Here is a 14,221-nt window from a genome sequence, read left to right as displayed (position 1 = left end):
TCGCCTGATGACGGTCAGCGTATCAGATGCAGGTGCAATCCTTTAGCGTCACCGGTGCCGGTTTCCAGACGTGCGGCGCGCACGCCGGCATCGATCAGGCCCTGGCGCCAGGTTTCGGCGGTGGGCCCGGTCAGGCTGATGCGCAAGGTGGTGTCGAGGTTCAGTCCGCGGGAAATCAAGGTCAGCCACGTGGCGTCAGGTTCGGCACCCAGCGCCGGGAAGTCCAGCTCGCCGGTGCTTTTCAGTTCACGCAACAGGGTGGCGGAGGTCGGCAGCAGATTACCCAAAGGCGCGCTGGCGTCGAGTTGCTCGACATGCAGGTAAGCGCGACGGTTACCGCGGGTGATGCCGTACAGCGCGATCAGGGAATTGTCCTGCGGAGCGGCCAGGCGCAGCAGCAAGTACTCCTGCTGGCCGTCGGCCCCCACCAGCTTGGCGTTGCCGAACACTTCATTGGCCCACAGGCTGCTTTCGCCACAATCGCGGGCCTGGCACCAGAACAACAACTGCGCGCCCTTGGCCTGTAATGCTTCGCGCGTTGCGGTAAAGGCCGCGCTGGAGCTGTGCTCGGCGGGCAGTTCATAGGTGATTGCAGTGGCTTGGCCACGCGCGGTGGCCTGGCCCTCGTAGCGCAACTGGCCGCTGATCTTGCGGATCGCGCCCATGGGGTAGATGCGTTCCTTTTCTTCGGCGGGGCGATAATCGACGATCTGCGCGTCAACCTGGCGGGCCACGGCAGGCAGATCCTGGCTGCCCGACACGTCAGCGGCGAACACCAGGGGGCTGAAACAGCAAAGGCCAAGGGCACGGAGACATCCTTTACCCAGGCTCATCGGATCAATGAGTCCTGGCCAATGGAGGTCACAGCGATATTGAGTGTGTACATGGTTGACTCCCTTTCAATCCGCCCAGCCTCGGCAGTTGACCCCGCCAAGTCAAGGCGTGGAGAAGAACCGATTGAAACAGTCTGCAACAAGAGCAGCGCCGGACTCGTCATTCAGGTGTAAATGATGGCCGCCTGGCAGCGTGGCAACGGTGAAGGGTAGCTGGGAAAGCAATTCGGAATGTTTCGCCAGCATGCCGTCAGCCGCGACCACCAACTGCGTAGGGCAACCTACGCGCCTTACGAAAGCCATGGCCTGCTCATCGGTCAGGCGCGTCGGCGATGCCAGGGTCAGGCGGCTGTCGCTGCGCCAGGTGTAACCGCCCGGCACTGGCATCAGGCCGCGCTGGGCCAGCAGTTCCGCGGCTTCACGACTGACCGCCACCACGCCCTTCATCCGCGCCTCAACCGCTCGATCGAGCGTGCCGTAGACAGGCTTACGCTTGTCTTGCAGGCTCATTTGCGCCTGCAAGGCCATGCCCAGGCGTTCGGCCGCGTTCTCGGCGCTGGCGGTCGGAGGGATCACCCCATCGATCAAACCCAAGTGCGTCACACGCTCCGGCAAGGCCCCAGCTAACACCAGGGAAACGATGGCACCCAGGGAATGGCCAAGTAATGCAAAACGTTGCCAGCCCAATTGCTCGGCGACCTGCAGCACGTCATAGACATAATCCCACAAGGCATAACCGGCCCCTGCCGGACGATGGTCCGAGTGCCCGTGCCCCGCCAGGTCCAGCGCGACAATACGCAAGCCGTGCAGCTTCGGCGCCAGGCGCGCAAAGCTATTGGCGTTGTCCAGCCAGCCATGCAGGGCGATCACCGGCAGGCCATCCTCGGGGCCGAACAGATGAGCCGCCAACTCGATGTGCGGCAGGCTCAGGCGAACTTCTTCGACAGGTGTGCTCATGCGCAACTGCGCTCGCGGGCTTGCCAGCGGGCGAACAGGTTCTTGATCAAGGTGGCGGTGTCCTGGGGGCGTTCCAGGGGGAACATATGGCCGCCCGGCATGGTGAGCATTTCGCCCATGGGCAGGCGGTCGACGCCGCTGGCATGGTGGCGCATCACCACACGGCTCTGGCGCCCACGCACCACCGCCAGCGGCACCTTCAATTGGCGCACCTGGCCCGGGCTGGTGTGGGGTACGCCGCGATAGATGCTGATTTCGGTGGCCGGATCGAAACGCAGGCGCAGGCGGTCGCCCACTTGCTGCAGGCCATGTTGCAGGTACGCGTCAAAACAATCGGGATCAAAGCCACGAAACAGGGTCTTGCCGGCAAAATAGCTGCGTGCGGCTTCAAGGTCGGTGAACTCTTCACGGCGACCGAGGGTGCGCCCAGCCGGCGTCAGGCGGTCGATGAAGCCAAAACGCTTGGCGGCACGGATCACCCAGCGGTCTGCCCGGGTCAGCACCGGCGAATCCAGCATTACCACGCCCCGGTACAACTGCGGGCAACGCATGGCTGCGTGCAAGTGCAGCACGCCCCCGAGGGAATGGCCCACGCCCCACACCGGCTCCGGCTGCTGTTGCAGATGGTGGATCAACTCATCCACCAGGTTCTGCCAGTTATCGTCCACCGGGAACCTGGGGTCGTGACCGTGCTGCGGCAGGTGCGCCACCGCATATTCCGGGGCCAGGGCGGCAAACAGCTTGCCGTAAGTGGCCGATGGGAAGCCATTGGCGTGGGTAAAAAACACGTGCTGCGGCATACAGGTTCCATCGACGAAAACAGAGGTGGATTGTCACCATGCCGGCGTCCTGCGGCAATGACTGTAACTGCCAGGAATGATGACACTCACGCCACGCCTATCGCGCCGGTGGTTTTTCGCCCAGCGGCACCACGGCCATGGTCAGCCGCGAGATACAGCTGGCCTTGCCGTCGTCGCTGCTCAGGCGGATGTCCCAAACCTGGGTCGTGCGCCCGATATGAATAGCCTTGGCCACCGCCGTCACCCGCCCGCTACGCACGCCACGCAGGTGGTTGGCATTGACCTCCAGGCCCACGCAATAGAACTTGCTCGCGTCGATGCACAGGTAGGCCGCCATGGAGCCGACACTCTCGGCCAGCACCACCGAGGCGCCGCCGTGCAACAGCCCGTAAGGCTGATGGGTGCGGTGATCGACCACCATGCTGGCGGTGAGGGATTCGTCGTCGAAGCTTTCGAAACGAATATCCAGCAACTCGCCGATGGTGTTTTTCTGCATCGCATTGAGTTGTTCGATATTCGGTTGGGTGCGCCACAGGCTCATGGGGTTGTCCTTGTTGATTTTATTACGTGCCTAATCCTGCCACAGAACGGTTTCGGTGCGCGCGCTCCATGCCTGCAATTGTGGCCCGTACGTCGACTCGATCACGTTGCGCTTGATCTTCAAGGTCGGGGTCAGGAAGCCGTTTTCCACCGCCCAACTGTCTTTCACCACCACCAGCTGGCGCAGGCGCTCATGTTTATCCAGGGCAGCATTGACCTGTTCCAGCCAGTGCTCGAGACCGGCGCCAAGGGTTCGACGGTCCTCATGCGGCGCCGACAACACGCAAAGCCCTATCGGTGCGCCGAGCCCCTCCCCGACCACACAGACCTGTTCGATGCGCGCATGTTCGGCCAGGCGATTTTCAATCGGTGCCGGGGCTACGTATTTGCCTTTGCTGGTCTTGAAGATCTCCTTGAGGCGCCCGGTCAGGCGCAGGCGACCGTCAGCGTCCTGCTCGCCCTTGTCGCCGGTACGCAGGAAGCCGTCCTCGGTGAGCGTTTCAGCGGTTTTCTGCGGGTCCTTGAAATAGCCCAGCATGGTCGCGCCGCTACGCACCTGCACCTCGCCCGAGGGGTCGATGCGCACTTCCACGCCAGGGCATGGCAGGCCGATCCAGCCAAGCCTTTGCGCACCCGGGGTACACACATGGGAGTAGCCGCAGTTTTCGCTCATGCCATACACCTCCAGCACATCCAGGCCCAGGCGCTGATACCAGCGCAACAGCGCCTCGGGCACCGGTGCCGCGCCGGACAGGGCAATGCGCAGCGCATCCAGCCCCAGGCCCGCCAGCACTTTATGGCCGACACGCTTGCCGATGAACGGCAGGCGCAACAGGGTCTCGAGGCGCTTTTCCGGGAGCTTGGCGTAGACCCCCAGTTGGAATTTGGTCCAGATACGCGGCACGCCAAACAAGGCCGTCGGTCGTGCCCTGCGCAAATCGGTCAGGAAGGTCTCCAGGCTTTGCGCAAAAAACACGGTTTGCCCGGTGTAGATCGAGGCCATTTCCACAAACATGCGTTCGGCCACATGACACAGCGGCAGGTAGGACAGCAGCCGGTCTTCTTCCCCCAGGCCAAACAACTCGGTGCCGCGGGTAGCGGCAAAGCCCAGGGCATCGAACGTGTGCATCACGCCTTTGGGCAACCCGGTAGTCCCGGAGGTATAGACGATGGTGGCGAGTGTCGAGGCAAGAGGTTCGGGGCTGTCTTGGATCGGTAAGCAGGCTTGCAGGTCCGCCCAGCTGAAATCGAACGTCCCCGCCGGGCACAGCGGCAGGCCGATGGTCGGCACACCCGCTGGAATACCCGGCGCCATTGCCGGCCAGTCATCCAGCTTGCCGATCAACGCCAGCGCTGCCTCGGAATGGGTCAGCACGTGGGCTACGGAGTCGGCGGTCAGGTTGGGATAGAGCGGCACCGAGACATGCCCGGCCATCCAGATGGCCAGGTCGGCGATGATCCAGTGCGCACAATTTTTTGAGATCAGGGCGATGTGCGAGCCCTGGGGCAACTCCCGGCCACGCAGCCAATGGGCGGCGCAGCGGGCCTGGTGGCCGACATCGCCCCAGGTCAGGGTCTGCACCTCGCCGCCATCGAGGGGCTGCACCAGGAAATCCTTGCGCGGGTGCCGCGCTTCACGCTCGAAGAAAACCTGCAACGGCAAACGAAAAGCGACAGGCATGGGACGCGCTCCTTTGTGATCCGCCAAACAGTCAACCAAGCACTTGCTTGGTTGACTGTATAGCACATACAAAGGCAATGGCCTGCTAGAGCAATAGGCTATAAGGCCGCTATCGAGGCATAGGTGTCTACATGATTTTGGCGCGGCCCCGGTCAGTCAAGCGAACGAAATGCTCAAGACAGCGAGGATCCAATGTGGGAGGGGGCTTGCTCCCGATGAGGGAGTGTCAGCAAATTCATCTGGAGCTGGCTCACCGCCATCGGGGTGTAGCCCCCTCCCACATTTAGATCGTCGTCAGGCCACAGGTCCAGCGTCGCACCAACGCTGTGTGAATACCTATCTACGGATTCTTCACATCGACCAGGCTCATCAAGCCGGCCAGCGGAAAGTCCCCCTCAAGCTCTGCGAGGCTGGCCGTGTACATCGGCTGCGGCTGGCGCTGATGCCCGTGCAGCAGAAAGCTGATCAGGCTACCCACCAGAGGTTGGTGGCTAACCAGCAGCACGTTGTCGTCGGTGTCGAGTTTTTCCAGCACCTGCTGCGGGTTACCGTCGGGCGTCAGCCACGGCACCGTACGGATTTGCGGCTTGAACCCCAACGCTTCCTGCACCAATTGCGCCGTCTGCTGCGCCCGCACATAGGGGCTGGCAATGATGGCGCTGAGGGGCTGGCCAATCAGGTGCGCCGCGCTGCGCAATACTTCGGCGCGCCCATGCTCGGTGAGGTTGCGTTCGGCGTCGGTACGGGCATGCCCTTGGGCCTCACCGTGGCGCAGAATCCACAACTTCATAGTTTTGGCTCTTCATCACGCGCGGGGTGCGGAGCCGGTGGCACGCTGTGAGCGGCTTCGCCTTCCGGGGCACGCGGGGCTGGCCAATCGGCGAACGGCCAGGGCTTTTGCTCGGTGTGGAAGCTGCCGAAGCGACCGATCTGCGCGAGGAACTGGCTGAGGCTGTCACCAAAGTTCATCAGGCCCAGGTTAGGTGCGCCGTAGATAAGACGGTAAACCAGCTGCACCACCACCAGCGCGCCGAGCAGCAATTGCGCCACCTGCCACACCAGCGCGAATACCAGCATCCACAGGACGCGCAAGGCAATCGACTCGTATTTGGGGGCGGCTTTCGGATCGTTCATGATGCGTTCCTCAGTTGAAACCACTGGTGGAAATAAAGTCGACATCGGTCTTGGGCTCGGCCCGCATTAACAGCTCGATGACCTGGTCCAAGGTGCGCCCTTCGAACAGGATCGCGTGCAGCCCGGCGACCAGCGGCATATACACGCCGACTTCCTGGGCTTTGGCTTTGAGTACCTTGAGGGTGTTGACCCCTTCGGCCACTTCGCCCAGGCGCGTCACCGCCTCCTCCAGGCTCAGGCCCTGGCCCAGGGCAAACCCGACCTGATAGTTACGGCTCTTGGGCGATGAGCAGGTGACGATCAAGTCGCCCACGCCTGCCAGGCCTAAGAACGTCATCGGGTTGGCGCCCTGGTTCACCGCAAAGCGGGTCATCTCGGCCAGGGCGCGGGTGATCAACATGCTCTTGGTGTTTTCCCCCATGCCCAGGGCTACGGCCATGCCGGCAATGATCGCGTAGACGTTTTTCAGCGCGCCGCCCAATTCGACGCCAAAACGGTCGGCACTGGCATAGACCCGGAAAGTACGGCCATGCAACACCGCCTGCACACGCTCGCACAAGGCTTCGTCTTCGCTGGCGACCACCGTGGCCGTCAGGGCGTGCTCGGCGACTTCCCGCGCCAGGTTCGGCCCGGACAGCACGCCAATGCGCGCCTGAGGCGCGATCTCCGTGAGGATTTCACTCATCAGCTTGAAGGTATGGGCCTCGATACCCTTGGTCAGGCTGACCAGCAGCTTGCCTGCCAGGCGTTCGGCATGGGGGGCCAGCACCGAGCGCAAAGCGCTGGAGGGCAGCGCGACAAAGCACAGGTCGCAGGCCGTGAGGGTGTCCAGCAGGTCGGTGACCGGCTCGACCGCCGGATGAATCTTGATGCCTTTAAGGTAACGGGGGTTTTCACGATGCACGCGAATCGCTTCGGCCTGCTCGGGGTCGCGCATCCACTGACGCACCGTCTGGCCGTTCTCGGCCAGCAGGTTAGCCACGGCGGTACCAAAACTTCCGCCTCCCAGGACCGCGATAGGGCGCTGTTCTGTCATATGCAATCCGTTAATCCATACCAGTGGCGATGGCGGCATTATACGGGGCGCCCCGCTTGCGGCCAGCCCCCGTATCAATTCGCACGCCTGTCGGAAAATGCCACGCCTGTGCTAGGTAATTGCAAATCCGACGACTGGCAAATAGTCCCGCCTCAGTTAACATGGGCGGCTATCCGTCATTAACAAGGCCGTGCCGTGTATCTGGGCCCTCCTCCTCGCTCATCTCTATTGTTGATGCTCTTGTGCAGCCTGCCTGCACTGGCTGACGATCTGTTTCTCGACGGCCAACCGCTGCCGCAGGTCTTGACCGCCACGCGCCTCAAGCAATCGGCCGCCGCCGTGCCCGGCAGCATGACGGTGATCGACAGCGAGCTGATCAAGGCCAGCGGCGCCCGGGACATTTCGGAACTGCTGCGGCTGGTGCCCGGGATGATGGTCGGCTACACCACCGGCAACCAGGCGTCGGTGAACTACCACGGCACCAGCGCCAGTGATGCACGGCGCATGCAGGTGTTGATCGACGGTCGCTCGGTGTATCGCGCCGGCCTGGCCACGGTGGACTGGAGCGATATCCCGGTAGCCATGGAGGATATCGAGCGCATCGAGGTATTTCGCGGCCCCAACACCGTCAGCTATGGCGCCAATGCGCTGATGGCGGTGGTGAATATCCTCACCCGCTCGCCGGCCAACAGCCAGGGTTCGCGCATGAAGGTCACCCGTGGTGAACGCGGGATCAACGACTTCTATGCCAGCCAGGGTGTGGGCTGGGAGACCGGCGATTTGCGCCTGTCCCTGTCCGGGCAACAGGACGATGGCTTTGACAGTAATGCCGTCGGCGCCGACCGCCGTGATGGACGGCGTCTCAACCGTTTCAGCCTGGCGGTAAGCCAGACCCTGAACGCGCAACAGAGCCTCGGCTGGCAGCTGAGCGTCAAGGAAGGCACCAACCAGCGCCCTTATACCTACACGCCGGTATTTGATGGCATTACCGAAGGCGGCAACAACTCCGACATTACCGCCAAGGACTACGCAGGCTCATTGCGCTGGAACTTCGATTTCAACCCCGACCACAGCCTCTACATCCAGGGATCGGCGCAGCAGTGGGATCGCCGGCAAATCTGGAAAGCCTGTGACGCCAAGGTCTCATTCAGCCCGCAGCTGACCCAGTTATGGCAGCTCAACCCCAATTACGCCGAACGGCTGGCTCGCAACATGGAGACCTACAGCCAAGGCTCCGCCCCACCCGGCGGCGCCGCTGAACAGGCTCTGGCCAATCAAGTGCTCGATCAGTGGAAACACCAGGGTGGCAAGGACCCTGTCTGCGGCGATATCGACCAAAGTACCCGGGAAAGCCGCTACGACCTGGAACTGCAAGACACCCTCAGCCTGTCCGACAGCCTGCGCCTGCTCAGCGGTTTCAATTACCGCTATGACCGCGCCGACTCGGACACCTACTTCAACGGCACACTGGACGACACCACCTGGCGCCTGTTCGGCCAGCTGGAATGGCGGCCCAGCGAACACTGGCTGCTGCAAGGCGGCGCCATGTACGAAGACACCCACCTGAGCGGCAACTCCCTGACGCCGCGGGTGGCGGTCAATTACCTGATCAACCCGCGCCATGGCTTGCGGGCGGTTTACTCCGAGGCGGTCCGCTCGCCGGACATGTTCGAGAACAACGTCAACTGGAGCTACCTCGTCACCAATCTCAGCTCCCCGGCCTATGGGCAAGATTCCGGGCAATATTTTGTCGTGACGCGCGGCCCCGGCAACCTCGACAAAGAATTGATGCGCTCACGGGAGCTGGGCTACAACGGTTTCTTTGCCGACCTGGGGCTAAATGTCGACGTGAAGCTGTTCTATGACGAAATCACCGACATGATCAGCTCGCCACTGCGCAACAACCAATACATCGCCAGCAACGCCAACAGCTCGCGTTTTACCGGGGCAGAATCACAGTTGGACTGGCGCGTGAGCAACGCCGACCGCCTGCGCCTGACCTATGCTTATGTCGACGCTTCCTCCAGCAACCCGTTGGACAAGGCGCAAACCGCCCGCAACAGCGGTTCGGCCGGATGGTTGCGTGAATGGGGCCAGGGTTGGTCCAGCGCAGTGTTCTATTATGGCGACGACGCACTCAATCAATATCGCTTCCAACGGGTCGACCTGCGGGTGGCCAAGCGCATTGCAGTGGCCAAGACCAATGTGGAACTGGCCGGCATGCTGCAACAACGCCTTGATAACCAGCCCACCACCTGGGCCGACAATAACTACGATCATCGTCACGTCCTCTACTTCAGCGCGGAGCTGGACTTCTGACATGGGCGATCAGTCACGGATGACCCTCTTCTGGACTCCACTGCGCTGGTGCCGCGGCGTGCTGCTGGCAGCCCTGCTGCTGGCGACCCCGGCGTGGAGCGCCGACATCCTCCTGACAGCAGTCCAAGACAGTGCCGGCGTACAAGCCTTTACCCAGGCCCTTGCGCAACAGCGCCCCGGAGACCAGATCACCTTCACCCCGCTCAAGGACTTGCCAGCGCCGAGCCGTTTGCCCGTCAGCACCCGCTTGATCCTCCTCGACCTGCCCGGCCTGGATTGGCGTCTGCAGGACGCTCAAGGCCCGCCGACCCTGGTGCTGCGAATCAGCCGCCTGCAGGCCCGGCAACGCATGGGCAACACGCATCCGGCGAAGATCAGCCTGCTGTGGAGTGACCCGCCGCTGGAACGTCAGTTGCACCTGATCGCCAGCATCCTGCCCCAGGCCCGCCGCATCGGCGTGCTTTACGGTGCCGACAGCGAGTTCCTGCTTCGCGAACTGATGCAGTTCGCCAAACCCATGGGCCTGGAAATCGTGCCGCAACGGTGGAACAACACCAATGACAGCCGTGCGCTGCAAACCCTGTTCAAGAACAGCGACGTGCTACTCGGCCTCGACGACCCGCAATTGTACAACCCCAAAACCGCAAAGAACCTGTTGTTGAGCAGCTACGCCCAACAACTGCCGCTGGTGGGCCCCAATGCCGGGTTTGTCAGGGCCGGCAGCCTGGCCAGCACCTACAGTGACCAGCCCGACTGGCTCGCCGTGCTGGACCGCCTGCTGGACCACGCTCCGGCCAATTGGCCGCAGACCTTGTACCCGGAACACTTCAAAGTCGTGGGCAACCCGCAAGTCGCGCGCTCACTGGGCATCGAACAGGTCGATGAAGCCGCCGTCGCCGCCCGCTTGGCCGAAGGAGAAAAACGCCCATGACCTTGCGTCGTCGTTGGGATATCAACACCCGCACCCAGCTCATTACCCTGGGCCCCGCGCTGTTGCTGACCCTGCTGTTAATCAGTTTCTTTACCTTCGTGCGGATCCAGGATTTGCGCCAGGAACTGGATCACACCGGCCAACTGATCGCCAATCAACTGGCGCCCGCCACCGAGTACGGGGTGATTTCCGGCAACAACGATGTGCTCGAATCCCTGCTGCGCGCGACCTTGGCCACGCCCCACGTACGCTTCCTGGAGATTCAGGACAGCGCCGAAAACATCCTGGTGTATGTCGAGCAACCATCGGAGAAGCATGACCGCTCACTGTCGGTGAAAGTGTTCCAGGCGCCGATCCGCCTGCAACATATCGAGCTGGGCAATGACTTCCTCCTGGACAACCTAAAGGGCCCCATGGCACCCCGCGCAGATTACCTGGGTCGGGTGATCGTCGGCATGTCCAACGACGCGTTCAGCCAGCGCCAGCAACAGATCCTGTTCAAGGCCGGGGTCCTGGCACTGTTCGCCCTGCTGTTCACTTTCCTGCTGGCGCGACGCCTGGCGGCGAGCCTGTCGCAGCCGATCAGCGCCATGGGCAACGCGGTCAAGGCGATCCAGCAGGGCGACTACAAGACCCCACTGCCGATTGTCGATGACTCGGAGCTGGGCGACCTGTCGCGGCATATCAACAACCTGGCCGAGGGCCTCAACCAAGCCAGTCGCGAACAGCAACAAGCCATCGCCCAGTTGATCCAGACCCGCGAGGAAGCCGAGCGTGCGAACAACGCCAAATCGGAATTCCTGGCGATGATGAGCCACGAACTGCGCACGCCCATGAACGGTGTGCTGGGTATGCTGCAACTGCTGGAAACCACCGAGATGACCGAAGAACAGACCGAGTACGCGGCGCTGGCTTCCGAGTCCACCGAGCACTTGCTCAAGGTGATCAACGACATCCTCGACTTCTCACGCATTGAGCGCGCCGCACTGGAACTGGAACATATTTCCTTCAACCTGGCGGACCTGATCAACAGCTGCGCCCAGGCCTTCCAGCACAGCGCCCAGCAGCGCGGGCTGACCCTGGAGTTGCCGATTCCCGCGGGCATGGAAGCCCTGCAAGTGCGGGGCGACCCGACACGTATCCGGCAGGTACTGGTCAACCTGATCGGCAACGCATTGAAATTTACCGAACATGGCAGCGTGACCGTCGAGCCCCATTGGCAAACCCTGGACCACGAACTGGTCTGGTTCACCTGCACGGTGCGCGACAGCGGTATTGGCATTTCTGCCGAACGCCTGGAGCTGATGTTCGATGCGTTCCAGCAGGCCGACAGTTCCATTTCAAGACGTTACGGCGGCACCGGCCTGGGGCTGCCAATTGCGCGCACCCTGGCCGAGCGCATGGGCGGCACCTTGCGGGCCCGGAGCGAAGAAGGCCGGGGCTCGGTGTTTACCCTGGAAATCCCGCTGGCCATCGACCAGCACCAGGTGCAGACGATTGCTCCAGACGCCGTTGGCAAAACCAGTGCCGGCGACGGACGCCACGTGTTGCTGGTGGAAGACAACCCGGTCAATCGCACAGTGGTCGAAGCCATGTTGCGCAGCCTGGGTTTTGAAGTCAGCCTGGCCACCGATGGCGCCGAGGCGATCCGCAGCGCCGAGAGCCTGATTTTCACCGCCATCTTGATGGATTGCCGCTTGCCGTTGATCGACGGCTACGAAGCCACTCGACAGATTCGCCAACTGCCCGGCTGCGCTGATCTACCGATTATCGCCCTGACGGCCAACGCATTACAGGGTGACCGCGAAGCGTGCCTGGCAGCCGGAATGAACGATTACCTGGCCAAGCCGTTCAAACGCACGGATTTGCAGGAAATCCTGCAGCGCTGGGTGCAATAGCGCCGCGCCATCAGCCAACTCTGACTGGCGTGAAAGACGAAAGTGCGGCAGTCTTAGGCACCCGAACGGGCCGATAAACAGGCCCGGTTTAAAATTTCAGTGAACAAGTGTACATTCAGTACCTTGCCGCTGTGACTTTCACTACAACGCAATAGTCTATGTGTAGGCTGCCGCTATGAGGCATGAACGCTTCATTCGGTTCGGGAAGATTTACCCTACCCTGCCGCATGGGATTATTGAGGAGCTCGCATGACCAAACAAAACGCCTTTACTCGGGAAGACCTGCTGCGCTGCAGTCGCGGTGAGCTGTTCGGCCCAGGTAACGCGCAACTGCCCGCCCCGAACATGCTGATGGTGGATCGCATCACCCATATCAGCGAAGAGGGTGGCAAGTACGGCAAAGGTGAATTGGTCGCCGAGCTGGATATCACCCCGGACCTCTGGTTCTTCGCCTGTCACTTCGAAGGCGACCCTGTGATGCCAGGCTGCCTGGGCCTCGATGCCATGTGGCAACTGGTCGGCTTCTACCTGGGCTGGCAAGGCCTGCCGGGCCGCGGCCGCGCCCTGGGTTCGGGCGAAGTGAAGTTCTTTGGCCAGGTCCTGCCGAGCGCCAAGAAAGTCACCTACAACATTCAAATCAAGCGCGTCCTCAAGGGCAAGCTGAACCTGGCCATCGCCGACGGTTCGGTGACTGTCGACGGACGCGAGATCTATACTGCCGAAGGCCTTCGGGTCGGCGTATTCACTTCCACTGACAACTTTTAAGGGTTATCCGCATGCGCCGCGTCGTTATCACTGGTCTGGGCATCGTTTCTTGCCTGGGCAATGACAAAGAGACCGTCACCGCTAACCTGCGTGCAAGTCGCCCTGGCATCCGCTTCAACCCGGAATATGCCGAAATGGGTCTGCGTAGCCAGGTTTCCGGCTCCATCGACCTGCCCCTCGAAGAGCTGATCGATCGCAAGATCTATCGCTTCGTCGGCCACGCTGCCGCCTACGCCTACCTGGCCATGAAAGACGCGATCGCCGATTCCGGCCTGAGCGAAGACCAGGTGTCGAACGTGCGCACCGGCCTGATCGCCGGCTCAGGCGGCGCATCGACCCTCAACCAGATGGAAGCGCTGGACATCCTGCGCGAAAAAGGCGTGAAGCGCGTTGGCCCTTACCGTGTCACGCGGACCATGGGCAGCACCGTTTCCGCCTGCCTGGCCACGCCATTCCAGATCAAGGGCGTGAACTACTCGATCTCCTCCGCGTGCGCTACCAGCGCCCACTGCATCGGAACTGCCGTTGAGCAGATCCAGCTGGGCAAGCAGGACATCGTATTCGCCGGCGGTGGTGAAGAAGAACACTGGAGCCAGTCGTTCCTGTTCGACGCCATGGGCGCACTGTCCACCCAGTACAACGAAACTCCGGAAAAAGCCTCCCGTGCCTACGACGCCAAGCGCGACGGTTTCGTCATCGCCGGCGGTGGTGGCATGGTGGTGGTCGAGGAGCTGGAACACGCCCTGGCCCGTGGCGCGAAGATCTATGCGGAAATCGTTGGCTACGGCGCAACGTCCGACGGCTACGACATGGTTGCGCCAAGCGGCGAAGGTGCCATCCGGTGCATGCAGATGGCGATGGCCACCGTGGATACCCCAATCGACTACCTGAACACCCATGGCACCTCGACTCCGGTCGGTGATGCCAAGGAAATGGAAGGCGTACGTGCGGTATTCGGCGACAAGGCTCCGAAAATCAGCTCCACCAAGAGCCTGTCCGGTCACTCCCTGGGCGCCGCTGGCGTTCACGAAGCGATCTACTGCCTGCTGATGATGGAAGGCAACTTCATGGCCGGCTCGGCCAACATCGACGAGATCGACCCAGTCGTCGCCGATATGCCGATCCTGACCAAGACCGTTGAAGATGTAAAAGTCGACACCGTGATGAGCAACAGCTTCGGCTTCGGTGGCACCAACGCCACCCTGGTACTGAAACGCTGGCAGGGCAAGTAAGCCCCGCAGGCTGAGTCACCTGAAAAAGCCCCGACTGGTTCGGGGCTTTTTTATGGGTGAACGGAAACCGAGGCGCCTGCTTCGCACCGGTCAAG

Annotated in this window: 13 protein-coding genes; 5 read left to right on the top strand and 8 right to left on the bottom strand. The window is 62.0% G+C overall.

The genetic code is table 11. The annotated features are described in order from the left end of the window. Positions 1–14: 14 nt before the first annotated feature. From QZR30_RS19575 to QZR30_RS19540, 8 genes are all read right to left on the bottom strand, one after another. Positions 15–833: a DUF4892 domain-containing protein gene (locus QZR30_RS19575; RefSeq protein WP_046069071.1), complete on the bottom strand. Its 819-nt coding sequence runs from the start codon at positions 831–833 to the stop codon at positions 15–17. Between the two features lie 102 nt (positions 834–935). Then, positions 936–1,790, bottom strand: a complete 855-nt coding sequence (locus QZR30_RS19570) for an alpha/beta hydrolase (protein ID WP_046069072.1) — start codon at positions 1,788–1,790, stop codon at positions 936–938. Next, positions 1,787–2,590: an alpha/beta fold hydrolase gene (locus QZR30_RS19565; RefSeq protein ID WP_046069073.1), complete on the bottom strand. Its 804-nt coding sequence runs from the start codon at positions 2,588–2,590 to the stop codon at positions 1,787–1,789. The genes QZR30_RS19570 and QZR30_RS19565 overlap by 4 nt, the downstream gene beginning before the upstream one ends. A gap of 97 nt (positions 2,591–2,687) precedes the next feature. After that, complete coding sequence (locus tag QZR30_RS19560) at positions 2,688–3,131, bottom strand: hotdog fold thioesterase (protein WP_043051244.1); 444 nt, start codon at positions 3,129–3,131, stop codon at positions 2,688–2,690. A gap of 30 nt (positions 3,132–3,161) precedes the next feature. Further along, positions 3,162–4,811 carry an AMP-binding protein gene (locus tag QZR30_RS19555; protein WP_311903980.1) on the bottom strand — a complete coding sequence of 550 codons (1,650 nt, stop codon included), beginning with the start codon at positions 4,809–4,811 and terminating at the stop codon, positions 3,162–3,164. A gap of 340 nt (positions 4,812–5,151) precedes the next feature. Further along, positions 5,152–5,601 carry a phosphohistidine phosphatase SixA gene (sixA, locus tag QZR30_RS19550; protein WP_046069075.1) on the bottom strand — a complete coding sequence of 150 codons (450 nt, stop codon included), beginning with the start codon at positions 5,599–5,601 and terminating at the stop codon, positions 5,152–5,154. After that, positions 5,598–5,948: a DUF4389 domain-containing protein gene (locus QZR30_RS19545; RefSeq protein WP_177342315.1), complete on the bottom strand. Its 351-nt coding sequence runs from the start codon at positions 5,946–5,948 to the stop codon at positions 5,598–5,600. The genes sixA and QZR30_RS19545 overlap by 4 nt, the downstream gene beginning before the upstream one ends. Before the next feature lie 7 nt (positions 5,949–5,955). Continuing rightward, entirely contained in the window at positions 5,956–6,981 is a 1,026-nt protein-coding gene (locus QZR30_RS19540; RefSeq protein WP_046069076.1) for an NAD(P)H-dependent glycerol-3-phosphate dehydrogenase, read from the bottom strand. Between the two features lie 195 nt (positions 6,982–7,176). On the opposite strand from QZR30_RS19540, the gene QZR30_RS19535 reads away from it, so the two are divergent. The 5 genes from QZR30_RS19535 (at position 7,177) to fabB (ending at position 14,126) form a co-directional block, all read left to right on the top strand. Next, complete coding sequence (locus QZR30_RS19535) at positions 7,177–9,300, top strand: TonB-dependent receptor plug domain-containing protein (protein ID WP_322101189.1); 2,124 nt, start codon at positions 7,177–7,179, stop codon at positions 9,298–9,300. Position 9,301: 1 nt separating this feature from the next. Continuing rightward, entirely contained in the window at positions 9,302–10,231 is a 930-nt protein-coding gene (locus QZR30_RS19530; RefSeq protein WP_056846277.1) for an ABC transporter substrate-binding protein, read from the top strand. Then, the gene (locus QZR30_RS19525; RefSeq protein ID WP_311903979.1) at positions 10,228–12,129 is read left to right on the top strand and encodes an ATP-binding protein; all 1,902 of its coding nucleotides are present in this window, start codon (positions 10,228–10,230) and stop codon (positions 12,127–12,129) included. Before QZR30_RS19530 ends, QZR30_RS19525 begins: the two co-directional genes overlap by 4 nt. A gap of 249 nt (positions 12,130–12,378) precedes the next feature. Further along, a complete protein-coding gene (fabA, locus tag QZR30_RS19520) occupies positions 12,379–12,894 on the top strand; it encodes a 3-hydroxyacyl-[acyl-carrier-protein] dehydratase FabA (RefSeq protein WP_003190035.1) in 516 nt (171 codons plus the stop codon). A gap of 11 nt (positions 12,895–12,905) precedes the next feature. After that, a complete protein-coding gene (gene fabB / locus QZR30_RS19515) occupies positions 12,906–14,126 on the top strand; it encodes a beta-ketoacyl-ACP synthase I (RefSeq protein ID WP_046069079.1) in 1,221 nt (406 codons plus the stop codon). Positions 14,127–14,221: the final 95 nt, after the last annotated feature.

The organism is Pseudomonas sp. rhizo25 (assembly GCF_031931935.1).
In the GTDB taxonomy this organism is placed as follows: domain Bacteria; phylum Pseudomonadota; class Gammaproteobacteria; order Pseudomonadales; family Pseudomonadaceae; genus Aquipseudomonas; species Aquipseudomonas synxantha.
Note: the sequence above shows the minus strand (reverse complement) of the source record. Positions and strands in the feature narration are given on the sequence as shown.